This is a genomic window from Bacillus sp. NP157, assembly GCA_018889975.1.
Classification (GTDB): Bacteria; Pseudomonadota; Gammaproteobacteria; order Xanthomonadales; family Rhodanobacteraceae; genus Luteibacter.
In genome coordinates this window covers 1,100,030-1,126,129 of record CP076546.1, presented here as the reverse complement: position 1 = coordinate 1,126,129, position 26,100 = coordinate 1,100,030, and the positions used below count along the sequence as shown (strand labels likewise).

26 protein-coding genes are annotated in these 26,100 nt (G+C 66.5%); 9 read left to right on the top strand and 17 right to left on the bottom strand.

The window, feature by feature from the left end:
- Window positions 1-5 precede the first annotated feature (5 nt).
- From KPL74_05065 to KPL74_05040, 6 genes are all read right to left on the bottom strand, one after another.
- Window positions 6-755, bottom strand: coding sequence for an SDR family oxidoreductase (locus KPL74_05065; protein ID QWT21373.1), 750 nt, complete (start codon window positions 753-755; stop codon window positions 6-8).
- A gap of 134 nt (window positions 756-889) precedes the next feature.
- The gene (locus KPL74_05060) at window positions 890-1,660 is read right to left on the bottom strand and encodes an alpha/beta hydrolase (protein ID QWT21372.1); all 771 of its coding nucleotides are present in this window, start codon (window positions 1,658-1,660) and stop codon (window positions 890-892) included.
- Between the two features lie 50 nt (window positions 1,661-1,710).
- Window positions 1,711-3,837, bottom strand: coding sequence for a glycogen debranching protein GlgX (glgX, locus tag KPL74_05055; protein ID QWT21371.1), 2,127 nt, complete (start codon window positions 3,835-3,837; stop codon window positions 1,711-1,713).
- A gap of 149 nt (window positions 3,838-3,986) precedes the next feature.
- Window positions 3,987-4,421, bottom strand: a complete 435-nt coding sequence (locus KPL74_05050) for a hypothetical protein (protein QWT21370.1) — start codon at window positions 4,419-4,421, stop codon at window positions 3,987-3,989.
- The gene (locus tag KPL74_05045; protein QWT21369.1) at window positions 4,418-4,849 is read right to left on the bottom strand and encodes a hypothetical protein; all 432 of its coding nucleotides are present in this window, start codon (window positions 4,847-4,849) and stop codon (window positions 4,418-4,420) included. Before KPL74_05045 ends, KPL74_05050 begins: the two co-directional genes overlap by 4 nt.
- Window positions 4,850-5,341: 492 nt before the next feature.
- Window positions 5,342-6,070, bottom strand: a complete 729-nt coding sequence (locus KPL74_05040; protein QWT21368.1) for a TetR family transcriptional regulator — start codon at window positions 6,068-6,070, stop codon at window positions 5,342-5,344.
- An 11-nt stretch (window positions 6,071-6,081) separates the two neighbouring features.
- Here KPL74_05040 and KPL74_05035 point away from each other — a divergent pair, with 11 nt between their 5' ends.
- Window positions 6,082-7,221 carry an FAD-dependent monooxygenase gene (locus tag KPL74_05035; protein QWT21367.1) on the top strand — a complete coding sequence of 380 codons (1,140 nt, stop codon included), beginning with the start codon at window positions 6,082-6,084 and terminating at the stop codon, window positions 7,219-7,221.
- Window positions 7,222-7,239: 18 nt separating this feature from the next.
- Here KPL74_05035 and KPL74_05030 read toward each other — a convergent pair whose 3' ends face one another.
- A complete protein-coding gene (locus KPL74_05030) occupies window positions 7,240-7,347 on the bottom strand; it encodes a DUF1778 domain-containing protein (GenBank protein QWT21366.1) in 108 nt (35 codons plus the stop codon).
- Between the two features lie 246 nt (window positions 7,348-7,593).
- Window positions 7,594-8,955, bottom strand: a complete 1,362-nt coding sequence (locus tag KPL74_05025) for a beta-lactamase family protein (GenBank protein ID QWT21365.1) — start codon at window positions 8,953-8,955, stop codon at window positions 7,594-7,596.
- 162 nt (window positions 8,956-9,117) lie between these two features.
- Between KPL74_05025 and KPL74_05020 the strand changes: the two genes are divergently transcribed.
- Genes KPL74_05020 through KPL74_05010 form a run of 3 tightly spaced genes read left to right on the top strand, consistent with a single transcriptional unit; the run spans window position 9,118 to window position 11,215 of the window.
- Window positions 9,118-9,735 carry a hypothetical protein gene (locus tag KPL74_05020; GenBank protein QWT21364.1) on the top strand — a complete coding sequence of 206 codons (618 nt, stop codon included), beginning with the start codon at window positions 9,118-9,120 and terminating at the stop codon, window positions 9,733-9,735.
- A 37-nt stretch (window positions 9,736-9,772) separates the two neighbouring features.
- Window positions 9,773-10,789 carry an LLM class flavin-dependent oxidoreductase gene (locus tag KPL74_05015; GenBank protein QWT21363.1) on the top strand — a complete coding sequence of 339 codons (1,017 nt, stop codon included), beginning with the start codon at window positions 9,773-9,775 and terminating at the stop codon, window positions 10,787-10,789.
- A 42-nt stretch (window positions 10,790-10,831) separates the two neighbouring features.
- A complete protein-coding gene (locus KPL74_05010) occupies window positions 10,832-11,215 on the top strand; it encodes a hypothetical protein (protein QWT21362.1) in 384 nt (127 codons plus the stop codon).
- A 17-nt stretch (window positions 11,216-11,232) separates the two neighbouring features.
- Here the strand turns inward: KPL74_05010 and KPL74_05005 are convergent, their stop codons facing one another.
- The 6 genes from KPL74_05005 to KPL74_04980 form a co-directional block, all read right to left on the bottom strand.
- Window positions 11,233-11,370, bottom strand: a complete 138-nt coding sequence (locus tag KPL74_05005) for a hypothetical protein (GenBank protein QWT21361.1) — start codon at window positions 11,368-11,370, stop codon at window positions 11,233-11,235.
- 118 nt (window positions 11,371-11,488) lie between these two features.
- Window positions 11,489-12,907 carry a sugar porter family MFS transporter gene (locus KPL74_05000; GenBank protein QWT21360.1) on the bottom strand — a complete coding sequence of 473 codons (1,419 nt, stop codon included), beginning with the start codon at window positions 12,905-12,907 and terminating at the stop codon, window positions 11,489-11,491.
- Window positions 12,904-13,497: a nucleoside/nucleotide kinase family protein gene (locus KPL74_04995; protein ID QWT21359.1), complete on the bottom strand. Its 594-nt coding sequence runs from the start codon at window positions 13,495-13,497 to the stop codon at window positions 12,904-12,906. The genes KPL74_05000 and KPL74_04995 overlap by 4 nt, the downstream gene beginning before the upstream one ends.
- Window positions 13,498-13,756: 259 nt before the next feature.
- Window positions 13,757-15,838: a catalase gene (locus KPL74_04990; GenBank protein QWT21358.1), complete on the bottom strand. Its 2,082-nt coding sequence runs from the start codon at window positions 15,836-15,838 to the stop codon at window positions 13,757-13,759.
- Window positions 15,839-15,975: 137 nt separating this feature from the next.
- Window positions 15,976-16,395, bottom strand: a complete 420-nt coding sequence (locus tag KPL74_04985) for a PAS domain-containing protein (protein QWT21357.1) — start codon at window positions 16,393-16,395, stop codon at window positions 15,976-15,978.
- 187 nt (window positions 16,396-16,582) lie between these two features.
- On the bottom strand, window positions 16,583-16,795 hold the full coding sequence (locus tag KPL74_04980) for a hypothetical protein (protein ID QWT21356.1): 213 nt from the start codon (window positions 16,793-16,795) through the stop codon (window positions 16,583-16,585).
- Window positions 16,796-17,178: 383 nt separating this feature from the next.
- On the opposite strand from KPL74_04980, the gene KPL74_04975 reads away from it, so the two are divergent.
- On the top strand, window positions 17,179-19,122 hold the full coding sequence (locus KPL74_04975) for a glycoside hydrolase family 76 protein (GenBank protein ID QWT21355.1): 1,944 nt from the start codon (window positions 17,179-17,181) through the stop codon (window positions 19,120-19,122).
- 92 nt (window positions 19,123-19,214) lie between these two features.
- Here KPL74_04975 and KPL74_04970 read toward each other — a convergent pair whose 3' ends face one another.
- Window positions 19,215-19,538 (bottom strand): hypothetical protein, encoded by a 324-nt coding sequence (locus KPL74_04970; protein ID QWT21354.1) that lies wholly within the window; start codon window positions 19,536-19,538, stop codon window positions 19,215-19,217.
- A 200-nt stretch (window positions 19,539-19,738) separates the two neighbouring features.
- Here KPL74_04970 and KPL74_04965 point away from each other — a divergent pair, with 200 nt between their 5' ends.
- From KPL74_04965 to KPL74_04955, 3 genes are all read left to right on the top strand, one after another.
- Entirely contained in the window at window positions 19,739-20,383 is a 645-nt protein-coding gene (locus KPL74_04965) for a YceI family protein (GenBank protein ID QWT21353.1), read from the top strand.
- Between the two features lie 95 nt (window positions 20,384-20,478).
- Window positions 20,479-21,489 (top strand): zinc-dependent alcohol dehydrogenase family protein, encoded by a 1,011-nt coding sequence (locus KPL74_04960; protein ID QWT21352.1) that lies wholly within the window; start codon window positions 20,479-20,481, stop codon window positions 21,487-21,489.
- The gene (locus KPL74_04955) at window positions 21,476-21,685 is read left to right on the top strand and encodes a tautomerase family protein (protein QWT21351.1); all 210 of its coding nucleotides are present in this window, start codon (window positions 21,476-21,478) and stop codon (window positions 21,683-21,685) included. The genes KPL74_04960 and KPL74_04955 overlap by 14 nt, the downstream gene beginning before the upstream one ends.
- Before the next feature lie 6 nt (window positions 21,686-21,691).
- Here KPL74_04955 and KPL74_04950 read toward each other — a convergent pair whose 3' ends face one another.
- Entirely contained in the window at window positions 21,692-22,306 is a 615-nt protein-coding gene (locus KPL74_04950) for a response regulator transcription factor (GenBank protein QWT21350.1), read from the bottom strand.
- On the bottom strand, window positions 22,303-25,371 hold the full coding sequence (locus KPL74_04945) for a hypothetical protein (GenBank protein QWT21349.1): 3,069 nt from the start codon (window positions 25,369-25,371) through the stop codon (window positions 22,303-22,305). Before KPL74_04945 ends, KPL74_04950 begins: the two co-directional genes overlap by 4 nt.
- Before the next feature lie 93 nt (window positions 25,372-25,464).
- Between KPL74_04945 and KPL74_04940 the strand changes: the two genes are divergently transcribed.
- Window positions 25,465-26,085, top strand: coding sequence for a hypothetical protein (locus tag KPL74_04940; protein QWT21348.1), 621 nt, complete (start codon window positions 25,465-25,467; stop codon window positions 26,083-26,085).
- Window positions 26,086-26,100: the final 15 nt, after the last annotated feature.

The following is a 26,100-nucleotide window of genomic DNA, read 5'->3' as shown; positions in this document are numbered from 1 at the left end:
TCACCTCACAGCTGGCTCATGCCGCCGTCGATGATGATTTCGGTGCCGACGATGAAGGCCGATTCCGGTGACGCGAGGTGCAGCACCGTGGCGGCGACTTCTTCCGCGCGGCCGAAACGGCCGACCGGCACCTGGGCAAGGATGCCCGCGGCGGTCTCCTTCAGGGTCGCCTCGTCCATGCCGAGCTTGCCGTACAGTGGCGTCTCGATCGGGCCCGGGCTGACCACGTTGACGCGGGCGCCCTGCGGGATCAGTTCCGCCGACAGCGTGCGGGCCAGCGAGATCAGCGCAGCCTTCGTCGCCGCATACACCGATGAGCCAGGCATGCCGATGTGCGCATTGATCGAACCGTTGAGCACGATCGACGCGCCCTGGTTCAGGTGCGGCAGCAGGGCCTGCAGCTGGAAGTAGGCGCCTTTCACGTTCGTGTCGAAGCTGAGGTCCCACAGCGCCTCGTCCACTTCGGCCAGCGAGGCGAACTTCGCGGCGCCGGCGTTGATGAAGATGGCATCCAGGCGCAGGCCTTTCTCCGCGACGGTCGCCGCCAGCGCGCGGGCCTCGGCTACCGAGCCGGCGTCGTTGCGGACGACGATCGCGTTGCCGCCCAGCGCCGCGGTGGCGCGCTCGATGCCGGCCGGGTCGCGGCCGGTGACGACGACGCGGGCGCCTTCGTCGATGAAGGCCTTGGCCACGGCCAGGCCGATGCCACTGGTGCCACCGGTGACGAGGACGTTCTTACCTTCGAAGCGATTCATGGTGTTTCTCCAGCAGGTTGGGTTGCTGGGTATGCTGCGCGGCGAGCGGCCGGAAGACGTCCCGGCCTGCCGACGTGGACGTTCGGTTTCATCGAACGTCCTGCAACCCGTGGCGCCCTATCAGGCCGGACGGCTCATGGGCCGTCTTGCACGGCCCTGTCGCGGACCCACGCCACCACCTGGGAGACGCAGCGCGCGACCTCGCCGGGCGCCTCGAGCACCATGACGTGGCCGGTGTCCCTGATCACGAACGTTCCGGCGGCCAGTTCGCGCAGGCTCGGCGGCATGCGCATGGCCTCGGGGGTGCGCTCCCCGGCGATCAGGAACGTGGGGATACGCGCGGCGATCGCCTGCACGTCGGCCGGGTAATCGGGCCGCAGGGTCTCCGCGAGCACCGCCCGCGCCGCGGCGTGGATCACGCTGGCCGGCTGGTGGTGCAGCCAGTCGGTCATCCGTTGCAACGGCACGCCGGTCATCCGCTTGCCGTCGCTGGTGACCAGGCCGGCTGGGTTCTCGCGCGCCTTGTCGAGCCACGCCACCACCTCGGCGCTGGACATCGGTGCCAGGCGTGACGACAGGAAGGCATCGCTGGGGGCAAGGTTGCCCTCGGCGCTGACGATGGCCGCCACCCGCTCCGGGTATGCCTTCGCGTAGCGCATCACCACTGCCGCGCCGGCCGAATGACCGACGATCACGGCGGGGATGCGCCCGATGTCCGCCTCGATGCACGCGGCGAGGTGCCGGGCCTGGTCGGCGATCGACATCGCCGAGGTGCCGCGCGAGGCGAACACGCCATAGCCGGCCAGGTCGGGGCGGAATACGTCCTCCCCGTCCAGGCCTTCCTTCAGCTCGTCCAGGCGCAGATGGCCGATGAAGCCATGCACGTACACCACTGGAACCCTCATCTGCCCCCCTGCAAGGCATGTTCCCTCGTCGACCATGATGCCCGTATGCCCTACCCCGCGGCCAGCGCCACGTTGCAGGCGAAGACATTCAGCGAGCGCGGCGGGCAGATGAACGACTCGCCGCCCTTCACCGCCAGGTCCGCGTCCAGTTCGGGGGCCGACGACAACGCCAGCTGCCAGCCCACGCAGTCGTCGCGGGCCGGCAGGGTGAACTCCACGCCCTCCTCCCACGCATTGACCACGACCAGCACGGTGGTGTCGGTGCCGCGGCCGGACACGGCCGTCTTCGGCGAGCGGCCGTCGACCACCAGCGCCAGCGAACGCGCCGCCGGTTGCCAGTGCTCTTCAGTCATCTCACTGCCATCCGGGGCGAACCACGCGAAGTCGGCGACGCCGGAGGGTTCGTTGAAACGTCCATCGAGGAAACGCGAGCGCGTCAGCAGCGGGAAGCGCTCGCGCACGGCCAGCACGTCGCGGACGAACTGGGTCAGGCGCCCATCGGTGGGATCGCGGTTCCAGTCGATCCAGGCGATCTCGCTGTCCTGGCCATAGGTGTTGTTGTTGCCGCCCTGGGTCTGCGCGCGCTCGTCGCCGGCCAGCAGCATCGGCGTGCCCTTGGACAGGAACAACGTCGCAAGCAGGTTACGCATCTGCCGCTCGCGCAGCGCCACGATGCCTTCGTCGTCGGTCGGGCCTTCCGCGCCACCGTTCCACGAATGGTTGTTGTCCGAGCCGTCGCGGTTGTCTTCGCCGTTCGCTTCGTTGTGCTTCTCGTTGTAGCTGACCAGGTCGCCGAGCGTGAAGCCGTCATGCGCGGTGATGAAGTTCACGCTGGCCCACGGCCGCCGGCCACGCTTGTTGAAGAAGTCGGCCGAGCCGGTGAGACGAGTGGCGAAGGCGCTGAGCAGGCCTTCGTCGCCCTTCCAGAAGGCACGCATGTCGTCGCGGAAGCGATCGTTCCACTCCGCCCAGCCCGGCGGGAAGTGGCCGACCTGATAGCCACCCGGGCCGCAATCCCAGGGTTCCGCGATCAGCTTGGCGGTGGCCAGCAAGGGATCCTGCGCCACGGCGTCGAGGATGCCGCCACGCTGGTCGAAGCCGCTGGGTTCGCGCCCGAGGATGGTGGCGAGATCGAAGCGGAAGCCATCGACGTGCATCTCTTCCACCCAGTAACGCAGCGAATCGGTCACCAGCTGGATCACCCGCGGGTGCGAGACGTTCAGCGTGTTACCGGTGCCGGTGTCGTTGATGTAGTAACGCGGATCCTCGGCCAGCCGGTAGTACGACGCGTTGTCGATGCCGCGGAACGACAGGGTCGGACCCAGTTCGCTGCCTTCGGCGGTGTGGTTGTAGACGACGTCGAGGATGACCTCCAGCCCCTTCGCGTGCAGTGCGCGCACCGTGTCGCGGAATTCGTTGCGGTGGCCGCTGGCGAGGTAACGCCGCTTGATGGCGAAGAACGCCAGCGTGTTGTAACCCCAGTAGTTGCGCCGTCCGTCTTCGAGCAGGTGCTGGTCGTCGGCGTAGGCGTGGATCGGCAGGAATTCCACCGCCGTGATGCCGAGCGACCGGACGTAGTCGGTCACGGCATCGCTGGCGAAGCCTTCGAACGTGCCGCGCACGGCCTCGGCCACCGCATCGTGGCGCATGGTATAGCCGCGCACGTGGGTTTCCATGATGACGGTCTCGTCCCATGGCCGCTGCAGGCGCGCGTCGCCCTGCCAGTCGTAGTCTTCCTCGACCACGACGGCCTTCGGTACGTACGGGGCGCTGTCGCGTTCGTCATAGCTGAGGTCGCCGTCGGCGTGTCCGATCGTGTAGCCGAACAGTTCGTCGCGCCAGACCAGGTCGCCGGCGAGTTCGCGGGCATACGGGTCGATCAGCAGCTTGTTCGGATTAAAGCGATGGCCCTGCGCCGGCTCATAAGGACCATGCACGCGGTACCCATATTGCTGGCCCGGCTTCACGTCCGGCAGGTAACCGTGCCACACCTCGTCGGTGTATTCGGGCAGGTTCACCCGCGTTTCGTTGCCCTCGTCGTCGAACAGGCACAGCTCCACGCGCGTGGCATGCGCGGAAAACAGCGCGAAATTGGTCCCCTCGCCATCGAAATGGGCGCCGCGTGGGAACGGCCGGCCCTCATTCACGGCGGGCTGGCGGCTTGAAGCGTCGGTCATGGGCAGTCCTCCGTAGAACCGCCACGATGCGTAATCGGCAGTGCAGGCCTCGTGCAGGCCTCGTCGGGCCTGCGACGACCGTGGTTCACGTGGGCCCGGGCTTCATGGCCCATCGGGTCGCTGCGAGTTGCCTCGCGCGCCCCGAAGGCTCATGCCGATGGCTGGACCGGGGTGACCCGAAGGACCATCGGCGCGCCTGGGGTGCCGTCGTAGTGAAGGGTGCCCGAGATATCCAGCAGCAGGGGCTTTCCGGTGACCGGCAATGCCATGCGACCCGATAACGCGACATGGTCCACGTCACGCAACGGCGGGCCAACCGACCCGGGCCCGCGGGAGTCGACGTCGATCGGATGGTCCAGGCGGAGGATGAAGGGCTGGTCGCCTCCCACGGACACCGTGCCATGCAGCACCACGAGCTGGGTGTCGTAAGCCAGCGGCTTGGGGCGGATGATGTCGGTCAGCTGGTCGGCTACAAGCAGGCTACCGAGGACGCCAGCGACAGCCATCAGGAGGATCACCGCGTTGCGCGCCGGGTGCCGCGCCTCGTTCGGGCCAGCCTTGGCCATGTCGGGATGTGTACTCATCGCGAACGGTACGATTCGTGGAGCGCGCTGGCATCGAGGATCAGCGGCGTAAGTGCCGCGCTACCGTCGCTATGCCGAAGGGTGCCCGCCAACTGCACATGCCGCGTGCCGCTCGGGATCAGTCCGTCGACGCCGACGATTTCCACCCGATCCTGGTTGCGCTCGACAACCTCGTTCCGCTTCGGCGTCACCGACTGCGCACCCACGCTTCGATCCAGCACAAGCACCGTGCGACCGCCGGGCTGCGGTTCCGGGGTCCCACTGAGCACGATGAGCTCGGAGTCGTAGGTCACGAGCTTCGCCGGGAAGTAGTCCGACAGGTGGCGCTCGGCCAGCCGCCAGCCGACCGCGATGAGCGGAAAGGCCAGCATATAGACGAGGGCAGTACCAGCCTGTCGCCGCACCCAATCCTTCGGTCGATCCTCCATCGCAATTTCCCCTGCGGCCCGGAGGGTCGCCTGCCGGTGGAGGCTAAAGACGCAACGTCCCCGCCGCCAGTGCCGGGCCTATGTGTTTTCGGCAATCAAGGCGGCCTGCACCCGCCAATACCCGGTCCGGTTCAAGGCCGCACAAGGCGAACTTTCGCGTTGTCATCGCCCCTGCTAGCCGCTAACATCGACAGCGGAGACGCTCGCAAGAGACTTTCCTACAGGAACCTCGAGCCGGTGATGAGAGGCCCTGCCGCCTTCAACGAAGGTCCTCACCCAGAGTGGGATTCAAAAGAGCTTCCGGCGTAACTAAGGGCCCTTCGGGGCCCTTAGTTTTTGTGAGTCCGATGCGGCCGCGCCCCTAGTCGCACGTTTCGCAGAATGGCGTTGAGCCCAATTTTCTGTGCCGCGTGGTGCCTGTGCGGCGCGTCGCTACGCCTGTATGCGCTTTCCACATAAAGAAACCAACGCCTCGCAGAGTGACGAACCTGGTCAGCTGCGGCTCAACCCACTCAGGATCAGATCGATACCTGCGACGAAGTCCGCGCGGTCGTCGTGGGTACTCAAGGTCGCCGCCATGCTGCGGGTGAACGGATAGTCGGCTGGGTCGAGCGCCAGCCACTCGCCGGCGACCGATTCGAGCATCGCTTCGCGATCGGCTTCCATCGCCCGGCCAGACTGGGCGTTCGCCGCGTTCTGGCCCGCGACGCCGAGGATGTAGTGCAACAGGGCGGATGCCGTCGACCACTGCGCTCGCTTCGGTACGCCGAGCGCCTGCAACTGCTGGCCGATGCGCTCGAGAATGCGGACGATGGGCAGCTTTCCCGGCGCCTGGTTCAGCGCGGCGCCGACCCATGGATGGGTATCGATGGCATCGAACATCCCCAGCGCGACGGCCCGGATCGACGCTGCCGGTGTCTTCGCTTCCGGCGACGCGTCGAGCGTCCGCGCCACTACGGCATCGCACGCGGCGGTCAACAGGTCGCTTTTGTTGGCGACGTGCCAGTAGATGGCGCCCGCACCCGTGGCGAGCCGCTCGGCCAGCGCGCGGAAGGTCAGGCCCGCTTCGCCGCTCGCGTCGAGCAATTCGATCGATGCGTCGACGATGCTTTCGCGGGACAGCGATGCGTCGCGACGCGGCGTGGGTTTCTGGGTGCGTGCCATGCCGGCATATTGACACAACTGGAACGACGTTCCAAGATTAATGGAACATCGTTCCACTGGTCTCAGCCATGCATACACCCATCGCCATCATCGGCGCCGGTCTCGGCGGCCTGACGCTTGCCCGCGTCCTCCACGTCCACGGCATCGAAGCCATCCTTTTCGAGGCCGACGCGTCGGCCGACGCCAGGTCCCAGGGCGGCATGCTCGACATCCACGACTTCAACGGACAGGTCGCGCTGAAGGCCGCAGGGCTGTACGACGCCTTCGTGGAGATCATCCATCCCGGCGGCCAGGCCACGCGCGGGCTGGGCACGGATGGAAGGCTCTTGTTCGAAGACCCGGACGATGGAACGGGCGGCCGTCCGGAAGTACCGCGCGGCGAGTTGCGCCGGATACTGCTCGACGCCCTCCCCGCGAACACCGTCCGCTGGAACCACAAGCTCGCATCCGTCGAGGCCGCCGGCGGGGGGCGTCACCGACTTGTGTTCGCCGATGGATCCTCGGTTACCACCGACCTGGTCGTCGGCGCCGATGGTGCATGGTCGAAGGTCCGGCCGTTGCTCACGCATGTCGCACCCACGTACACGGGCAAGGCTTATGTGGAGACGTATCTGCACGACGCGGACGAACGCCACGCCGCGAGCGCGGAGGCCGTCGGCGGTGGCTCGATGTTCGCGCTGGCTCCCGGCAAAGGCATCCTGGCCCATCGCGAACCCGGTGGCGTGCTGCATACCTATGTCGCGCTGCATAAGCCGTCGGCGTGGTTCGACGCGATCGACTTCACGCAGGGCCAGGACGCGCTCGCCACGATCGCTGCGGAATTCGAAGGCTGGGCCCCGTCCCTGACCGCGCTCATCACCGATGGCGAAACACCACCCGCCCTGCGTCGCATCTTCGAACTGCCGATCGGGCTACGCTGGGAACGCGTGCCGGGCGTCACTCTCCTGGGCGATGCCGCGCACCTCATGGCACCGTCAGGCGAAGGCGCGAACCTCGCCATGCTCGATGGTGCGGAACTCGGCGAAGCGCTTGCCGCCCACCCCGGCGACACCGAAGCCGCCCTCGCCCACTACGAGGCCGCGATGTTTCGCCGCAGCGATATCGCCGCTCGGGAGGCACAGGAATTGCAGGAGACCATGTTCGGTCCGGGGACACCGGGCAGCCTCATCCGCATGTTTCGCCCATCGGCATATGAAGGTCAGGCGTGAGCACGGCCTCCTAGGTCGTCATTTCTTCCACACTGGCATGCGGCTCAGGAGGTCGCGCAGCTTCGGTCCTGGGGAAGGAGGACTTTGCAGTAGATCGGTAAAGGCGTCGAAATCCTTCGCAGTCATGACGAAGAACCGTCGATTGAGGAAACCGTCGAACGTCGTTTCGATTTTGCACTCGGCAGGGCTTTGGCCACCGCAAGAGAGAGTGAGCAGCTTGTCGTACCTAGTTGGCTGTATATGCATTGCGATCACACAAGATTGTCGTCAGGCGCAACGTCGCAGTATTGCTTGCCAACGTATATAGGATGATTCGCAAATCGGCGTCCCCTACAGCAGGTCGCGGCAGAGCCCTACACGCCATTGTGTGGCTCACCGACCGGCGTCCAGAACCCTACCCTCCCGCCGCCCCTGCTCCACACCGTCATCATGGAAATCGATGCCGGTAGCGGCACCCTTCGCATCGCGCATCACGCGCAGATACGCGATCCCATCGCCCGTGTAGGCCAGGGTGTCATCCGCGCAGGTAGCCAGTCGCTTCGGCGGGCCGTTGTCGCGATGTATCCATGCCGCGCCGTCGCGCACCTCGATCACATGCATGCCGCCGCCGGGAATCGCATAGCTTCCAGCGATCCCTTGCAGTTGCGATGCACTCCACGCCTGCGCCACGAGCGTTCGATACGGCTTGCCCAGGGCCAGTGCGGCGAGACGTCGCGCCAGCGAACGTGCCTGCATCGCCGGTGCATCGGAGTTCTCCAGCACCACCACGGCCAGATCGGTGGACGGCACGTAGACGTAATAAGCGAGATAGCCTTCGATGCCGCCGCTATGCTCGGAGACTGCCACGCCCTGCACCTGGCCGGGCACCATGCCCAGCCCATAGGGCAGTTCGACGTCGCCGATCCGGGCGGGGGTGGACATCGACGCGAAGATGCCTGGTCCGAATGCCTTGTCGGTAGCGAGTCCGTGCAGCCAGCGGCCCATGCCGGACGCCGTGGCGGACAACGCCCCCGCGGCACCGGGGCCCGTGATGGAGTACAGGATCGGCTTCGCCACTTTACCGCCGTCGTTGAGGGTATATCCGGTCGCGAAGCGCGCGACGACATCCGCGTCGCCATGGTAGGCCACGCCGTCGATGCCCAGCGGCGCAACGGCAAGTTCGCGCTCGGCGTCGGCCCAGGGCTTGCCGGTCACCTTCTCGATGATGGCACCGAGCACCATGTAACCGGAGTTGCTGTAACGCCAGTCGGTGCCGGGCGCGAAGTCCAGCGGCGTCGCGGCGATCAGCTTCAGGCGGCCCGCTGTATCCAGCGGCTCGGCGAGGGGTGCGGTCCATCTATCGCTGACACCCGAGGTGTGCGACAGCAACTGCCTGGTCGTGATCTGGTCCGCATGCGGAAAGTCGGGAAGCCAGCGGGCGATCGGTGCATCGAGGCCGAGCTTGCCCTGCGAAACCAGGCGCATCACCGTGGCGGCCGTCACGGTCTTCGTCAGCGAGCCGATGCGCAGCACGCTCGCCGGCGTCAGTGGCACGTTCAGCTCGACGCTGGCCAGGCCTCGTGCGCTTTCGTACACCACCCGGCCATGATCGACGACGGCAATGCTTGCGCCAGGCGCGTTCGCGGGCAGCGCAGCGACGACGGCGTCGGCCTGCGCCTTCCACGCTGGCGGCGTGGCGGCATGCGCTGGGCCCAGGCAGAACCACGCCGTGACCAGCCAGGCGAACCGCGGCATCCCCCTTCCCTTCCACGTAGCCAAGCGCATCTCCCTGAGCCCGCGCACCCCACCGGTGTCGGGGACCGATTCTGCCACGGCCGCCGGCTAACGGTGGCGCCTACCCTTGCCGCACCGAACCCCCGTCGTATGATCTTCCGACAGCAGGAGGGGGAACAGGGAATGAAACCACATGCACGGCTCCTCGCCGCCATCGGCACCTGCCTGCTCGGCAGCCACGCTTTCGCCGCCGACGACGCGGCGTCCCGCGCCGATGCCACCGCCATTTACAAGGCGGTCCTCGCGCATTGGGCCAGCGACGTAAAACGCCCGATGAATGTCGCGAAACAAGCCGGGAAGCCTCGCGCGGCCAGCACGCATGAACCCCTCGGTTGCAAGGACGATGCGAGCCTGAAGGCGATGCTCCACCATTCCAGTTACACGGTCGCCAACCTCGCCGACCTGCTCGGCGACGACAAGCAGCTACGCTTCATCGACACAAAGCGCTGGCGCCCGGCCGCCCGGGGCGCACTGATCGCCAGGGACAAGGCGGTCGACGATGCAGTCAAAGCCGGCTTTGCCCATGGCCTGTTCACGCTGTCCGCCATCTCGTTCAACGAAGGCCACACGGCGGCCGTGGTCGAATATTCGTTCGTCTGCGGTGGCCTGTGCGGCGATGGCGCCCTGCTCGTCTTCCACAAGACGGCGAACAAATGGGAGGAGGACCCCGAGGCCTGCAGCACCTGGATCTCCCAGCGCCGCCCGCGGTTGGACGACAGGCGCCTGGCCGGCGCATCCTAGGCGGATATTCCACTGCACCACGCAGTAAGGACCGCTCATGAAACGCATCGGCTTCCTCTCGTTCGGCCATTGGACCGACTCGCCCCACTCGGGTACGCGTACGGCGCAGGATGTGCTCCTGCAATCGATCGACCTCGCCGTCGCTGCCGAGGCCATCGGCGCCGACGGCGCTTACTTTCGCGTGCACCACTTCGCGAACCAGCTGTCGTCGCCCTTCCCGCTGCTGGCGGCCATCGGCGCACGCACCAGCCGCATCGAGATCGGCACGGGTGTCATCGACATGCGTTACGAGAACCCCTACTACATGCTGGAGACGGCCGGCGCCGCCGACCTGATCAGCCACGGACGACTGCAGCTCGGCATCAGCCGCGGCTCGCCCGAGCAGGTGATCGAAGGCTGGCGCCACTTCGGCTATGCCCCGGCGGACGACGAGAGCGAAGCCGACATGGGCCGGCGCCACGCCGAAGTCTTCCTCAAGCTGCTCGATGGGAAAGGCTTCGCCGCGCCCAATCCACGCCCGATGTTTCCCAACCCGCCGGGCCTGCTACGCCTGGAGCCGCATGCACCAGGGCTGCGCGAGCGGATCTGGTGGGGTTCGGCGTCGAACGCCACCGCCGTATGGGCGGCGAAGATGGGCATGAACCTGCAGAGTTCGACGCTCAAGGCGAACGAAACCAACGAGCCCCTGCATGTGCAACAGGCGAGGCAGATGCGCGCCTATCGCAGCGCGTGGGCCGAGGCCGGCCATGCGCGCGAACCGCGTGTGTCGGTATTGCGCTCGATCTTCCCGCTGATGAACGACCAGGACCACGCCTACTTCGGCCGCAGCAAGAGCAGCGACCAGGTCGGCTTCATCGACAACATGGAAGCGGTGTTCGGTCGCACCTATGCCGCGGAACCCGAGACGCTGGTCGCCGAACTGAAAGCCGACCAGGCCATCGCCGAGGCCGATACGCTGCTGTTGGCGGTGCCCAACCAGCTCGGGGTCGACTACAACGTGCACCTCATCGAATCGATCATCAAGCACGTGGCGCCGGCGCTCGGCTGGCGCTGACCGGCGAGCGGGGTAAAATGCGCTGACACCACGGAGCTATCCATGCCAGCGATCTTTCGCTCCAAAGTCGCCATCATCGTCGAGCCGCGCCCGGACCTTGCCGCCACGGTGGCCGAATGCCTGCGCATGCGCCACTACGTCGTGGTCGTCGCCACGACGCATGCCGGTGGTGCGGAGCTGGCCCTGGCCCAGGCGCGGGTGGATTTCCTCGTTGCCGCCGTGCCTGCCCCGGGCGAAAGCCGGGTCGGTGCGTACCTCGCCGTCGCCCGCGAGGAGAACCCGGGCATGGGCGTGGTGGTGATGCTGGCGGACCCTTACGAGTCGCTCGAAGGCACGCCCGAAGGCGTCGTGAAGATCATCAAGCCGTTCAGCGTCGCCGAACTCGAGGCCGCGCTGGACCGGGCCGGTGCAACCGACCCAGCCTGACCAGGCATCAGCCCGTCTTAGATGGCGTGGGCCAGCAGGCGCACGACCACCCAGGCAAGAGCGAGCACGACCGTGCCCTTCACGATGAGGTCGGCGCGGCGGGCGACCGCGGCAATGGCACGCGGTTCGCGGGCGTCGGAAGGCTGCTGCGACATGGGTATCCCCTGGGAATCTGTGGCTTCACCAGGGTTAACGGCCGCCTCGCGGCAAGCTTGAGCAGGCAGATGTGAAGACGTGTCGGGACCGGGTACTCCCCGGCCCCGACCTTCACGATCAGTGCTGCGTGGCCAGGCGCTTTTTCTGGAATGGGTAGAAGCGGTTTTCGCGGAGTTCGTGTTCGATCTCTTCCAGGCTCTTGCCCATGGTTTCGGGGACCAGGAAGTAGACGTAGACCAGCGCCACCACCGAAATCGCGCCGTAGAGCCAGAAGGTATGCGTGGCGCCGAGTGCGGTCACCAGCGACAGCGTGGTCAGGGTCACGATGAGGTCGAAGATCCAGTGGCTGAAGGCGCCCAGGCTCGCGCCCTTGCCGCGGACGAACAGCGGGTACACCTCGGCATTGATCAGCCAGATGCAGACGCCGAAGCCGCCGCAGTTGAGCATCATGTACGCGGCCAGGCAGGCGACCGTGGCCCAACGGCTGACATCGGTGGTGGGGCCGGCGCCCTGGAACAGGAAGCCCATCGCGATCAGCGCGACGATCGAGCCGGGGATCATCCACAGCAGGTAGGTGCGGCGGCCGATCTTGTCGACGAGGAAGCTGCCGATCACCGTCATCACCACGACGAGCACGGTGCTCGCACCGGTACCCAGCACCGCGGCCTCGTCGGAGAAGCCGGCCTTGGTCAGGATCGTCGGTGCGTAGTAAATCAGTGCGTTGTTGCCGGTGATCTGCGAGAACATCGAGATGCAGGCGCCGACCACCACCGCCGGACGGATCCACGGCTTGGTGAGGTCCTTCCAGCTGCCCGACGGTTCCTTCTCGGCGACGGTCTCGATCTCGGCGATTTCGGCGCGGGCGGCGGTGGCGTTGCCACGCACGCGCTCCAGCACCTTGAAGGCTTCCTCCGTGCGACGCTCGGCCACCAGCCAGCGCGGGCTCTCGGGCAGGAACACCATGCCAGCCAGCAGGATCAGCGCGGGGATGACGCCCAGGCCAAACATCCAGCGCCAGTGCTCACCCAGCGCAAAGCCGGTGAAATACGCCACGGTGATGCCGAACACCACCATGAACTGGAACAGCACCACCATCTTGCCGCGATGCTTCGGCGGCGAAACCTCGGCGATGTAGACCGGGATGATCTGCGTCGAGCTGCCGGCCGAGAGGCCGAGCAGGAAGCGCGCGGCGATCAGCCAGCCCACCGACGGCGCCATCGCCGATGCGATCGAGCCCAGCGCGAACAGCACGCCGACGAAGATGACCATGCGCCGGCGACCCCAGCGATCCGACAGTGGGCCGGTGGCGAGGCAACCGAACAGGGCGCCGAAGATGATCGCGCCTGTAACGAGCTGCTTGGTGGTGTCGTCCAGGGCGAACTGTCGGCCGAGGCCGAGCAAGGCCACGCCGATGACGCCCGTGTCGTAGCCGAACAACAGGCCGCCCAGCGCGGCAATCGTGATGATGCCGACGACCAGGCCGGTACTCGGCGTGGCGTCGACGCCAGCGGTGGATGGGGAAGTAACGGCGCTCATGCAGCCTCCAGCGGAAGGGTTCGTGCGCGGAAATCCGCGAGATGCGCCGTGGCGGCGATGCGCCGGGCGTTCGGTTCGTCACTGCTTTCGATCCAGGCCGCCGCTTCTTCGCGCGTGCGGCCGAACTGCACGTGCCTTTCAAGGAGTTGCTTCAGCCGTTGCGCATCGTCGACGTCCACGAACCAGACTTCGTCCAGCAAGGGACGCACGTCGCGCCATGCGCCTTCTTCCATCAGCAGGTAATTGCCTTCGGTGATGACCAGGCGGGTGTCGGAGGGCACGGCGATTTCACCGGCGATCGGCTCTTCGATCTCGCGATGGAATGCAGGCGCGTACACCGTCTCGCCTTCCACCGGCGAACGCAGCCGCCGCAGCAACGCCACGTAACCGTTTGCGTCGAAGGTGTCGGGAGCTCCCTTGCGGTTGGCGCGGCCCAGCCGCTCCAGCTCCGCATTGGCGAGGTGGAACCCATCCATCGGGACGTTCACGGCGAGGTCGCCGCAGGTCGCGAGGAGTTGCGATACGAGGGTGGACTTTCCAGAACCGGGAAGACCGGCGATGCCGAGGAGGCGGCGCCCGCCCCGAGCCATCAAGGCATCGAGGCGGGCCTGTAGGGATGGCTCAATCATTCGTCGAAAGATAGTCGCGAGATTGTAAGAGCCCGATGAAAGTACATCCGCTCGCTGGCGTCAATCGCCGTGAACTGGTGCATGGCAAAAAAAGTCGGCCGCGGGAATGCCCTTGCCGCCCGCAGCGTGGGCTGCGAGCGGTTTCGGGGCACTCATCGAGTCGAAACTTCGATTTTTTGGATCGTGGCGTTGGTGCGGTGCACCACGGCCCGGCGTGACCTCACGGCAACATGCGGACGTTCGTCTCGCGAGCGAAATAACGACCCTTCGCGCCCTTGACGAACGCGGCCGGATTGGCAGCTCCAACCACACCTTCGTCGGCTTCCAGACCGGCCGCCTCGAAGAGTGCCCTGCCACCGTCATCGAGCGCGATCGCCTTCAGATGACCGAAGGCATCGCGCACGAAATCGATCGCCGCAGCCTCCTTCGCCAACTGCGCCGCACCGTCCTTGCCCAACACGACGGCGACCGCATCGAACACGATCGACGGAGTGCCGGCCAACTGGCCATCCGCAGGCAGTTTCTTGCCGTCGGCAAGCTTTGCGCCGCCGACTTTTGGTGCCACGATCTTCACCGTGGCACCGGCATCTTCGGCCGCCTTGCGCAGGGCCGCGATGGTCTTCGCGTCCGAACCATCGTTGACCAGGATGCCGACGACACGCCCTTCGAGCGTGGCCTTCATCTTGCCGATGATCTGTAGCGCGGGTGACGGCTTCATCTCGACCAGCGGCGCGGCCGCTTTTGGTGCGGGCGGCAACTTGTCCATCGCCAGCCCCGTTGCGACGCGCCTGGCGAGATCCTCGTCGACGTTACGAAGGTGGCCCACGACGGCTTCGCGCACGTGCTGCGTCTCGACCTTCGACAACTCGAACACCAGCGCCGACGCGATGTGCGCCTGCTCAAACCCGGTCTGGCTGGTGAAGAAAAGGCGCGCCTGGCTGTAGTGATCGGCAAAGGTCTCGGCACGGATCCGACCACGGGCACCCGCTTCCTCGACCGGCGCCGAGCGGAAGCCGCGCTTCGGCTCTTCGCGCGGTGAATCGGCCTGCAGCGAGCTCGGCCCGTAGGCCACGCGACCCTTCGGCACCTGTTGCTGCATATGGCCATCGCGCTGGTGGTTGGCGAAGGGGCACTTCGGCGCGTTCACCGGCAGCTGGTGGAAGTTCGGCGAGCCGAGCCGCGACAGCTGGGTGTCGAGGTACGAGAACAGGCGACCCTGCAACAAGGGATCGTTGCTAAAGTCCAGCCCGGGCACGAGATGCGACGGGCAGAAAGCGACCTGCTCGGTCTCGGCGAAGAAATTGTCGGGCCAGCGATCCAGCACCATCCGCCCGATGATCTTCAGTGGCACGAGTTCTTCGGGAATGAGCTTGGTGGCATCGAGGTGGTCGAACGGGAATTCGGCCGCCTGCGCCTCAGTGAACAGCTGCACGCCCAGTTCCCATTCCGGGAAGTTACCCGCCTGGATGGATTCGAACAGGTCCCGGCGGTGGAAGTCCGGGTCCGCGCCGGCCAGCTTCACGGCCTCGTCCCATACGGTGGACTGCAGGCCGAGTTTCGGCCGCCAGTGGAACTTCACGAAGGTGCTGCCGCCCTTGCCGTCGACCAGGCGGAACGAATGAATGCCGAACCCCTCGATCATGCGCAGCGAGCGCGGGATCGCGCGATCCGACATCGCCCACATGATCATGTGGAACGACTCGGGGGTCAGTGAAATGAAATCCCAGAACGTGTCGTGCGCCGACGCTGCCTGCGGAAAGCCACGGTCTGGCTCCATCTTCACGGCGTGGATGAGGTCGGGGAACTTCAGCGCATCCTGGATGAAGAACACCGGGATGTTGTTGCCGACGAGGTCCCAGTTCCCTTCCTTCGTGTAGAGCTTCACGGCGAAGCCACGCACGTCGCGCGGCGTATCCACCGAGCCCGCGCCGCCCGCCACGGTCGAGAACCGTGTGAACACCGGGGTGCGCTCGCCCACTTCGGTCAGCACGCGTGCTGTCGTGTACTTCGCCAGCGACGCGGTGAGTTCGAAGTAACCGTGGGCCGCGCTGCCGCGTGCATGCACGATTCGTTCGGGGATGCGTTCATGATCGAAGTGGGTGATCTTCTCGCGGAGGATGAAATCCTCCAGCAGCACCGGGCCGCGTTCGCCGACCTTCAGCGAGTTCTGGTCGTCGCTGACGGGCAAGCCCTGGTTGGTGGTCAGCGGCGGATGGCTGCCCCCGGCGACCTGGTGGAGTTCGTCGCCGTTACCACGCGTGTCGCGCGGTGCTGCGGAAGAAGGGGCGGCTTTCTTGACCATGGCTGACCTCGGCGTGGTTTAGCCCGTGACGTTGCACGTCGGGGCGTATACAGCGGGTCGTCATGGCGTGCGCATGCGTGGCACGGGATGTGCTGGCCGCGGATACGTCGGCCAGTGAGTCTGCGGAAATCGTAGGGTCAGGTGGAAACGACGGTGAAGAAAGCCGCGGCGCCGACGTGCCTGCGCGAGGCGTCGTAGAGCGGTCGTCCCGACACACTGATGGTTACGCTGGTGAGGTGATGCTGGCCGTCGCAACGCCGGAGCAGCAAGCGAACGTCACGCGTGGTCTTCTGCGACAGGACAGCGCGCGCCAGTGGCAAGTCGGAGGACGGGTACGGCCGGCCGTCTTCGGTGAAGACACCATGCATGGAGCTGTAGTCTTCCACGCCGACGCCGATCCGGACAAAGCCAAGGATGGTTTCCGCATCCGCGTTCGCGAAGACGATGTTGCCGGTCACGTCGGTGATCACCACACCCTCGCCTTCCGCAGCCGGCCCCGCGAGGCGGACCAGCTCAGCCACGTCGTCAAAGACGGGTCTTGAGCGCGTTGCTCCCATCGGCTCTTTCCTCATGCCGCCTGCCGTGTGCATAGAGTCGACCCAGAGGTTAGCCCCGGCTACGTTCTTACGGCAAGTTTGAGATGTGAAGAGCCGGAAAAACGGCAAGTCAAACGCGGAAGGTTTCGCGCGAACCGTCTTCTAATGAGAGCGACCCGGCGGTAAGGCCGGGTCGCCAGGGAAACGCTTAGCGGTTCACCCAATGGCACTGCTTGCTGTTGTGCCAGTGGCCATGGTGGTCTGACACGCGGACGTTCTTGCAGACCTGGTGGCGATGATGCGGCGGATGGTGGTCGTCGGCGTTCGCGGCAAGCGGTGCGATAAGCGCAGCGCCCAGCACGATCAGGCCAAGGACGCGCGAACGGCGGCGGTTTGCATTGTCGGCGATGGTGGCGGTCATGCTGTTTCTCCCGTGTGTGGTGGAGCACAACGTCGCCCTTCCACGCGAATGAGTCAATACGCTTCGAAAATTCGCCATGGATGCGTTAAGGAATATGTATTCAAAGCGAAATAACGCAATTTCCTTCGAACCGTAACGGCACGTTCCAGCGAATCGATTTGTCTGACAATTGTTGCGGCACAGCAAAAAACACGTGCTCGTGCGTTGACGCGGTTCTCACTTTTCGCCCTTTCACCTCTGCGACACTCCGGCAATCTGCACCCGCTGATGGGCTGGGTTGCAGGCATGAATCCGGACCACCGCCCACGGTCCGGCCGGGGGGATTCGTTGGGGAGACGCAGCCTCCTATTCCTTGTGGGTATCCAATGGGAGCGCTTCGTCTCATGAAGCTGACAATCAAGTCCTGGCGGGCCAAGAGCCGGTCCGCCAACGTTCGTTCGTGCATCAAGACCGCACTGGCTGTCGCCAGCCTCACTGCCCTGGCCGCGACTCTCCCTGCCAGCGCAGCCGAACAGGCCCGCCCGGCCCCGCCGGCGGATGGCCCCACGGCCGTCGCCCGCGCACGCGTGGCCGCCGATGTGCTGATGGGTTCGTACGACCCGGTCAAGGCCTGGTTCCCGTCGAGCTGGTGGAACACCGCCGTCGCACTGCAAACGGTCGGCGATTACATGCAGCGCACGGGCGACCGCCGCTACCTCGGCCAGCTCGACAACACCTTCGAGAAGGACAAGGGCGTGTTCCCCGCCGGCGTGCTGTCGGGCGACCCGCTGCTGGGCAACTTCACCAGCCGCGCCATCGACGACTCGGAATGGTGGGGCCTCACCTGGGTGCAGGCCTATGACCTGACCCATAACCCCAAATACCTGGCCATGGCCGTCACCATCGCCAACTATGTCAACGGCTACTGGGACACCAGTACGTGCGGCGGCGGTGTCTGGTGGGATGGCGAGCGCACCTACAAGAACGCCATCACCAACGGCCTGTGGATCCGCCTGACCGCCGAGCTGCACAACCGCCTGCCGGGCGACACGCTTTGGCTGGGCCGTTCGAAGACGGCGTGGACCTGGTTCCAGAACAGCGGCATGGTCAACGCCGACGGCCTGGTCAACGATGGCCTGACCAACGCCTGCACCAACAACGGCCAGAACGTCTGGACCTACAACCAGGGCCTCGCGATCGGCGGCGGCCTGGAGCTGTACCGTGCCACGCGCGATCCGAAGGTGCTCGCCGGGGTCAAGCGCATGGCCAATGCCGCGATCGGTCCCAAGGGCCTGGTGAAGAACGGCGTGCTCAACGAAAGCTGCGACGCCGACGACCAGAGCTGCGACGACAACGGCAAGCAGTTCAAGGGCATCTTCATGCGCTACTGGACCGACCTGGTCGACACCACGCATGACCGGACCTACGCCAACTTCCTCGAAGACCAGGCGACCAGCATCTGGAACAACGACCGCGACGCGGCCGGACGCCTCGGTACGCGCTGGACGGGCGCGACCAGCGACGATCATCCGAACGTCTTCGACTGGCGTACCCAGGCCAGCGCGATGAGCGCGTTGATCGGGGATATCCCGACCTTCACTCCGCTCGAATCGCTCGCCGCCACCATGACGCCTGCGCAACCGGTTATCATGCCGTCGGCATCGGGCGCGACGACCATCCCGCTGCAGCTCAATGCCTCGGCCACGGGCTTCTTCCCGCTGCTGGCACTGGCCTCGGTGGATGTGCCGAGCGGCTGGTCGGCCACGCCACGTGCCAGCCTGGTCAAGCTGATCCCGCGCGGTAACGCTAACCCCGTGACCGGCAGCGTCGCACTCAAGGTCAGCGTCCCGGGCTCGACGGCCGACGGTCACCACATGGTCACGGCGAATCTCGCCGCGGCTGGCCTGCGCTTCACCACCCAGGCCGACGTGCTGATCGCACACAGCATCGACTTCGACACCGGCACCGTGGACGAGAATCCGTGGCTGTTCGACGCGAGCACGTCGCAGAGCAACGGCGTGCAGAACCGCTTCGCCGACGGCAATGCGCACTTCACCTACCGGTTCCCGTTCCCGGCGGATACGACCTCGGCCAAGGTCACCCTGACGATCGATGCCGAGTACCTGGTCCAGGCCAGCTCGGACAACGTGACCTGGACCACCGTGCTGCAGGAGACCAATCCGGTGACCGACGGTTCGAACAAGGGTGACCGCACGATCGACCTGACCCCGTTCCTGGGTAGCGGCACGGACGGTTCCAAGCCGGTGTACCTGAAGGTCTCCGACTCGTTCCCGAACGATGGCTGGGGCGGTCGCGTGTACCACGTGACGGCGAACATCGTGGAGTGATCCGCGCCTTTAGCCTGTGATACGAAGCCTCCATCCGCGCCGACACCGCGGATGGAGGCTTCTTCGTCTGGCCCCGGCTCCCTGGCAGCTCGCTAGCCGGGCCACTTCATCGCCATCGCGTGCACGTTGTTGCATTCGGCGATGTTGAGTTGCTGGCCGTCGCTGGCCGCCTTGTGCCGTTCGGCAACGGCGTCCGCCTCGGCAGCGCCTTTCCGGGCGTACTCGGCCAGGGCCGGGTGTTCCTTGATCACCTCGTCTAGCCAGGTGTTGACCTTCGTCATTTCAGTGGCCGCGAAGTGACAGACCAGGCCGTTCATCCGCATCAGGTAGCCGGCATCCTTGATGGCCTGCACCTGCGAGTCGGAACAGCCAGCCGTCGCACACACCGCCAGCATCGCCAGGAAATACGTCTTCATCGCCAGTCGTCCTCGATGGGAGGGCATCCGCCGCGTCGGCGCCCCGCTCCACGATACGCGCGTGGCCCTGGCATGCGCTCTACCCCTTAGGTAGTGCATCGCCGGCCGTGAACCGCCCGGCGCTTCGTCTAGCTATTTGTGGGTATGCGCAAGACGCGGCGTCCCGTTAGCGTTCGCGTATCCCCTGCCCGGTCCTCCCCATGCCTTCGCCCGCCCTGAACGCTTCGCTCGCCTTCGCCTCCCTCGCGCTGGTGTCCGGCGCCCTCGCCGCGCCCGTCGATCCGCCCAAAGCGGAAGACGCCAGCGCCATGGCGCAATACCAGGCCCTGCATCTTTCGCGGGATCCTTCGGCGGCCCTTGCCGGCACCTACAAGCTCGACCCGCACCACACGTCGGTGGTGGCCAGGCTGGCGCACATGGACCTGTCGCACTACACGCTGCGCTTCGACGACGCCAGCGGAAGCTTCGCCTTCGACCCCGCGAGTGCGACGGCAACGCACCTGGACATCACCGTGAATCCGGCGTCCGTGGATACGGGCGATACAAAGTTCGACCAGCGCATCGCCACGAAGTACTTCGAAGCGGACGCGCACCCGGCGATCCATTTCACGGCCGACGCGGTGAAGATCGTTGGCGGCCACGCAACGATCAACGGCACGCTCGATTTCCATGGCGTCGCCCGCCCCCTGCTGCTGACGGCGACCTATAACGGATTCGCCCAGTCGCGCATGGGCTTTTCGGGCGAAGCGACCTTCAAGCGTTCTGACTTCGGCGTCGGTCAGTGGGCACCGCTGGAAGGCGATGCCGTCAGTATCGTCGTCGAGACCGAGTTCGTCAGGCAGTAGCCGCTGAGACGCATGCGCCAGTATTCGAGCACATGGCGCATTCATCGCTCGCATCCGCTGCGGCAAGCTGGAGCCAACCAACCGAGCGCCTATCCATGAACTCGCAAGCCACGATGCAAGCCGCCGTGATCGAATCGATCGACGGTGCCCCGGTACTGCGCGAACTGCCCCGCCCTGTGCCAGGCAAGGGCCAGGTCCTGGTCGAGGTCCACGCCAGCGGCGTCAATCCGCTCGACCTGAAGATCCGTGCCGGCAAGGCCGCGCACGCCCAGCATCCCCTGCCGGCGATCCTCGGCATCGACCTCGCCGGTGTGGTGTGCGCGGTGGGGCCCGGGGTCACGGACTGGTCGAACGGTGACGAGGTGTTCGGCATGACCGGTGGGGTCGGCGGCGTGCAAGGCTCGCTCGCCCAGTATGCGGCGGTCGATGCCGCGCTGCTTGCGCGCAAACCCACGGGGCTGGGCATGCGCGACGCCGCGTCCCTGCCCCTCGCCTTCATCACGGCGTGGGAAGGCCTGGTCGACCGCGCGCACGTGTCCCACGGCATGAAGGTGCTCGTCCACGGTGGCGCCGGCGGCGTCGGCTACATGGCGATCCAGATCGCCACGGCGGCCGGTGCCGAGGTATTCACTACCGTGTCGGCCGCCGACATCCCGCTGGTCGAAGCCCGCGGCGCCATCGCCATCGACCGGCATGCGCAGACACCGGAGCAGTACCTGCAGGCGCATACCGGCGGCCAAGGCTTCGACCTCGTCGTCGACACCGTTGGTGGCGAGGTGCTGGATGCCTCGTTCAAGGCCGTCGCCCGCTTCGGCCACGTGGTCAGTGCGCTGGGCTGGGGCACGCACGCGCTTGCGCCGCTGTCGTTCCGCGCGGGCACCTACTCGGGTGTGTTCACATTGCTACCGCTGCTGACCGGCATCGGCAAGGAACACCACGGGGAGATCCTTCGCGAGGCCGCGGGCATGGTGGATGCCGGGCAGCTGGTCGCGCGTGTCGACCCCGCGACGTTCGGCCTGTCCAGCGTCAACGAAGCCCACGAGCGCCTGCAATCGTCGGGCAACGCCGGCAAGATCGTCGTGGAGGTGGCCCATGCCCGTCATTAACGTGCAACTGCTCACCGGCCGCACCCAGGCGCAGAAAGAGGCCTTCATGAAGGAGGTTGCCACCGCGGCGCAGCGGACACTACGGGTGCCCGGGCACGCCGTCACCATCATCCTGAGCGAGGTATCGCTCGACCATTGGAGCGTTGGCCAGCGGACCATGACCGACATCCAGGCAGCGCTGCCCGCGAAAGAATGAGCAACCTCAGCGATCGATCAGCCCGCGCTTGTGGGCGATCTGCACCGCGTGCGTGCGTGAGCTCGCGCCGGTCTTGCCCAGGATGCTCTTCACGTGGACCTTTACCGTGGCTTCGGTGATGTAGAGGAGCTCGGCGATCAGCTTGTTCGAGTGACCATCGGCGACGTAGCGCAGGACGGACAGCTCGCGCGGGGTGAGCCGCTCATCGATGGCGTGGCCGGCGATCTCGTCGGCGATCTCCTTCGGAATGACCTTCTTGCCCTGGTGCAGCAGGCGGATCGTATCGACCAGGTCGCGGCGGATCGTGCTCTTGAGCAGGTAGCCGCGCGCACCAGCCTTGAGCACGCGCAGCACCTGGGCATCGCCCTTGAACGTGGTCAGCACCAGGATCGCCGCGTCCGGGAACTCCTCGCGGATGCGCCGGATCGCCTCTTCGCCCGACATGCCGAGCAGTTCCAGGTCCATCAGGGTGACGTCCGGACGGTGTGCACGGAACTGGGCGATGGCCTCCTCGCCACTGCAGGCCTCGGCGACCATCTGCATGTCCGCTTCGGCATCGATCACCGCGGCGAGCCCTTCGAGCAGGATCGGGTGGTCGTCGACGGCGAGGATGCGAATCACGGGATGCTCCTGGAAGGGGTAGACCGGCCCGAAAGCGGAATGCCTTCGATCGTCACCATGGTACCGACGCCAGCATGGCTCTCGATGACCAGCGTCGCCCCGATCCGCCGGGCGCGCTCGCGCATGCCGACCACGCCCCAGTGGCCCGCCCCCGCCGCCGCCTCCAGCGCCTCGGCCGACACGCCCCGGCCGTCGTCGGCCACGCTGACGGACAGGCGCCCACCCTTCGTCGACAGGGTCAGCGTGATCCCGCGTGCCATGGCATGGGCGTGCGCGTTTGCCAACGCCTCATGGACGACCGCACTCACTTCGGCGGCCACGTCGTGGCGGAGCGAGAGGCCGGGCGCCTCGTCGAGCATCTGGAATCGGGCGCTATACAAGGCGGCGAGGCTGTCGCCGATCATGCGCAATTCGTCGGCGAGGACGACCGGCTGGTCGTCGTCCGCACGCAACTCGGCGATGCGGTCGCGGCCCTGGACCAACATCTGCCGCGCCTGCGAGCCAGCGCGCTCCATGTCGCCGTGGACATCCGCCGGCACGTCGCCACGGCCCGTCCACACCTGCAGGCGCATGAGCAGCCCACTGATGCCCTGTAGCAGCGTGTCGTGCAGCTCGCGGGCGATGCGCTCGCGTTCCGCGTGGCGCACGGCCATGCGCTGTCGCATTAGCGAACGCTCGTGGCGAAGGCGCAGCACGAACAGCAGCCAGGCCAGGCCGAGTGCGAGCAGGACGCAAACGGCCTTGAACCAGATCGTCTGGTAGAACCGCGGCGCCACCGTGAATTCGAGCGATGCACCCTGTCGATTCCACACGCCGTCTTCGTTGCCGGCGATGACTTCGAAGCGATACCGGCCGGGAGGGAGTCGGTCGAACAACGCCTCGCGGCGCCAGCCCGCATCGATCCAGGCGCCCTCGGTACCGCGCAAGCGATAGCGCACGTCGGTGCGGTCGGGCCGTGCAAGCGAGAGGACATCGAAGCCGATACGCACCGCGTCCGTCCCGGCGGGGACGCGCAGCTCGGCCTTGCCGGGTGCCGTGCCATTGAGATCACGGATCGCCACCTGTGGTGCCAGCGTATTGCGCGCCAGCGCCGAAGGCTCGATCCAGGCCAACCCGTTCACCGACGCCACCCAGATCCTGCCGTCGCCGGTACGCGTCAGCGTCGGCAGCGGTCGTACCTGTTGCGCCGTGCCGGCAAGGCCATCGCCGTCGTCGTAGAGCCGACATGGCATCGCGAACGTGGGATCCGTCGACGCATGGGCGACATCGCTCGCGGCGAAACGCGCCAGCCCGGCGAAACCATTCACCCACAGCGAGCCGTCCGCGTCGCGCAGGATACCGGTGATGCCCGTGAGCACGTCGGCGCGCTCGGCGTGCAAGGTATGGAAGGCCTTGCCGTCGAAACCTTGCAGCGCGCGCTCACCACCGACCAGCGTCGGCGTGGCGGCGAGCACGACGTTGACCGATCCGGTCGCGAGTCCCGCCGTCGCGTCGTATACCTGTACATGGTCATCCGCACCGAGGATCGCCATGCGGTTATCGCGCAGCCCGAACCAGAGCGCGTCGCCCGACGGAACGATGGAGGCGACCGGACCGTCGGGAAAACCAGCGACGCCGCCGCCGGGCTGCCACCGCCCGGCATCCTGGCGCATGGCGCCGCCCGTGGCGTTGGCGATCCACAACCGTCCGCGGGCATCGCGCGCGGCGGCCTGTGGACGCTTCCCCGTCCATGGCAGCGGCAAGGGCAATGCGATCTCGCTCGCCTGTCCGTGCCTGAACGTCCACCAGGCCCGGGCCCCGCCGAGCAGAGCCGATCCATCGCGCTCGCCCCATAGCGCCGAGACCGGATGATGGTCGGCTGAAACCGAGACGGGAGACCCACCATCGATACGCCAGATCCGATCCGAATCCAGCCCGTTACGGCTGTCGCTGGTGGCATAGGTCGACCCATCGGCTTCGAACACGCCGACGTAATAGGTGTCCGGTGGCAGCCGCACGCGGGTCGCCGCCGCGACGCGGAAACGCTCCAGGCCGAACTTGGTCCCGACCCACGTGCTGCCTTCGTCGTCGATCAGCAGGACCATGGTGCCGGGTGGATGGGTGCCCGCCGCCTGCCAGGGGTCGTCGTTTCGGTCGATCCCGTCAGCGGCCGCACCGTCGACGAAGGTGCCGCGGCATAGCTGCCCTTGCACACAGCCGACGTCCCACAGGATCCCCTGGCTATCGAGCATCATCTGGTCGGCCTCGGAGTACGCATTCAACGCCCCCGGCTGCGACGGCACCGGCAGGCGCCTGTAGACGATCCGGCCCGGCGTGTCTTCCTGCGCGAGCACGACCCGTCCGTCGATGCCGTGGAAAACCGTCTCGATGTGCGGCCATGTGCCGGCCACGGGCGTGAACCGATGCTCACCGGGCACACGAACCCAGAAACGATCGCCATCGTTGTAGAAGACGTTGCCGTGGCGATCGCCGGTCAGGCCGGGATGATCCGCGGGTGGGAGCCCGGCAGCAGCGGTATCGACACGCTCCCAACGGTCGCCATTGCTGCGATACAGCGCCTTGCCGGCGATGACCCACATGCGAGCCTCGTCATCGGCGGCCGTGCCATCGAACGTGGCCTGGTCGGGCAGCCCGGTCATCTTGACCGGATGGTCGCGGTCGCCGTGGCGCAGGACGCTGGCACCGCCCGCGCTGAAGAACACCCACAGGTCGCCGTTGGCCGTGGCGATCATCCCCTGCAACGCATGCGCACGCAGGTCGCCCGGAGCCAGCGTCTCGCGATGGCGGAAGGACAGGCCGTCGAACTGGAAGAGGCCCGCCGTCGTGCCAAGCCAGAGCCAGCCATCGCTGGTCCGCGCCATCGCCTGGATGCCCGCGGGTGCACCTTCCCTCTGTCCCCAGGTGCTGTGCTGGTAGTCGGCCAGCGAGAGCGGGACGCGTGGCGATGCGCTGCCGGCCGTGCTGGCCAGCATGACGACAACCGCGACGACCGCCTTCCAGCCCAGCACCACGGCTTGCCCCCGGAACCCCGACGGCCCCTTGCCGGGCCATTCTGTGGCCGGCACGCGCCTTTGCCTAGTCGCGGCAGGCACGATTGCGCTGGCCCGTGGCGGAGGCGACGATACGCGGCATATCCCTCTCCGCGAGTTGCCCGCCATATGCGTTCGTCCTTGCCGACCCTTGCCGTGTGCAGCGCCCTGGCCATGACGTCCGGTGCAGCCTTGTCTGCCGTCATCGCCGGCGTGGAGGTGATCCCGTTCAAGGCCGGGATCAGCCATGTCCGCCTCGACGGCAAGCCGTACACGCTGGTCTCGGCGTGGCGCGACAACGGCAACGCGCACGGCTACAACGTGGTGAACGTGTATGCCAACGGCACGACGAAGGAGACCGAGTCACGCCTGGCGGCGGTGCCGGTTTTCATCCCCGATCCGAAGAGTGGGAAGCCGGGTCGCGAGGAGCTGGGCCTCACCACGTCCGGCGGCGCCGACTGCACGCTGCACACGTTCCGGCTCTTCCACGCCAAGGGCACGAAGGGCACGCAGTTGGTTATCGCCGATCGCGACTTCGGGCACTCGTTTGCCGACACCGCCCCCGTACACTTCAGCTTCTATCGCCTGGCCAGCCACGAAGACGATGGCATCGGTCCGCCGCAATCGTTCGACTTCGACCATGCCAGCGATGCCGCCGCGTCCTATTGCGACGTCGACGAAGCGCTGGAGAAAGAACTGGGCTTGCCTGCCGTCGAAGGCGCGAGCCTGCCCTGGGCGGGCGGTCCATGACCACGGGGTGGCGCT

Excerpts from the sequence above, each read along its gene's own strand:
- KPL74_05005 (QWT21361.1), bottom strand. The coding sequence starts at position 11,370 with ATGTCGCAGCAGCCTTCCGACGCCCGCGAACCGCGTGCCATTGCCGCG.
- KPL74_04970 (QWT21354.1), bottom strand. The coding sequence starts at position 19,538 with ATGAAGACGTATTTCCTGGCGATGCTGGCGGTGTGTGCGACGGCTGGC.
- glgX (QWT21371.1), bottom strand. The coding sequence starts at position 3,837 with ATGACCGACGCTTCAAGCCGCCAGCCCGCCGTGAATGAGGGCCGGCCG.
- KPL74_05065 (QWT21373.1), bottom strand. The coding sequence starts at position 755 with ATGAATCGCTTCGAAGGTAAGAACGTCCTCGTCACCGGTGGCACCAGT.
- KPL74_04995 (QWT21359.1), bottom strand. The coding sequence starts at position 13,497 with ATGGCTCGGGGCGGGCGCCGCCTCCTCGGCATCGCCGGTCTTCCCGGT.
- KPL74_05015 (QWT21363.1), top strand. The coding sequence starts at position 9,773 with ATGAAACGCATCGGCTTCCTCTCGTTCGGCCATTGGACCGACTCGCCC.
- KPL74_05025 (QWT21365.1), bottom strand. The coding sequence starts at position 8,955 with ATGCCGCGGTTCGCCTGGCTGGTCACGGCGTGGTTCTGCCTGGGCCCA.
- KPL74_04960 (QWT21352.1), top strand. The coding sequence starts at position 20,479 with ATGAACTCGCAAGCCACGATGCAAGCCGCCGTGATCGAATCGATCGAC.
- KPL74_04985 (QWT21357.1), bottom strand. The coding sequence starts at position 16,395 with ATGGGAGCAACGCGCTCAAGACCCGTCTTTGACGACGTGGCTGAGCTG.
- KPL74_05030 (QWT21366.1), bottom strand. The coding sequence starts at position 7,347 with ATGACTGCGAAGGATTTCGACGCCTTTACCGATCTACTGCAAAGTCCT.
- KPL74_04975 (QWT21355.1), top strand. The coding sequence starts at position 17,179 with ATGAAGCTGACAATCAAGTCCTGGCGGGCCAAGAGCCGGTCCGCCAAC.
- KPL74_05000 (QWT21360.1), bottom strand. The coding sequence starts at position 12,907 with ATGAGCGCCGTTACTTCCCCATCCACCGCTGGCGTCGACGCCACGCCG.
- KPL74_05060 (QWT21372.1), bottom strand. The coding sequence starts at position 1,660 with ATGAGGGTTCCAGTGGTGTACGTGCATGGCTTCATCGGCCATCTGCGC.
- KPL74_05010 (QWT21362.1), top strand. The coding sequence starts at position 10,832 with ATGCCAGCGATCTTTCGCTCCAAAGTCGCCATCATCGTCGAGCCGCGC.
- KPL74_05045 (QWT21369.1), bottom strand. The coding sequence starts at position 4,849 with ATGGAGGATCGACCGAAGGATTGGGTGCGGCGACAGGCTGGTACTGCC.
- KPL74_04940 (QWT21348.1), top strand. The coding sequence starts at position 25,465 with ATGCGTTCGTCCTTGCCGACCCTTGCCGTGTGCAGCGCCCTGGCCATG.
- KPL74_04965 (QWT21353.1), top strand. The coding sequence starts at position 19,739 with ATGCCTTCGCCCGCCCTGAACGCTTCGCTCGCCTTCGCCTCCCTCGCG.
- KPL74_04980 (QWT21356.1), bottom strand. The coding sequence starts at position 16,795 with ATGACCGCCACCATCGCCGACAATGCAAACCGCCGCCGTTCGCGCGTC.
- KPL74_04990 (QWT21358.1), bottom strand. The coding sequence starts at position 15,838 with ATGGTCAAGAAAGCCGCCCCTTCTTCCGCAGCACCGCGCGACACGCGT.
- KPL74_05050 (QWT21370.1), bottom strand. The coding sequence starts at position 4,421 with ATGAGTACACATCCCGACATGGCCAAGGCTGGCCCGAACGAGGCGCGG.
- KPL74_05020 (QWT21364.1), top strand. The coding sequence starts at position 9,118 with ATGAAACCACATGCACGGCTCCTCGCCGCCATCGGCACCTGCCTGCTC.
- KPL74_04955 (QWT21351.1), top strand. The coding sequence starts at position 21,476 with ATGCCCGTCATTAACGTGCAACTGCTCACCGGCCGCACCCAGGCGCAG.
- KPL74_05035 (QWT21367.1), top strand. The coding sequence starts at position 6,082 with ATGCATACACCCATCGCCATCATCGGCGCCGGTCTCGGCGGCCTGACG.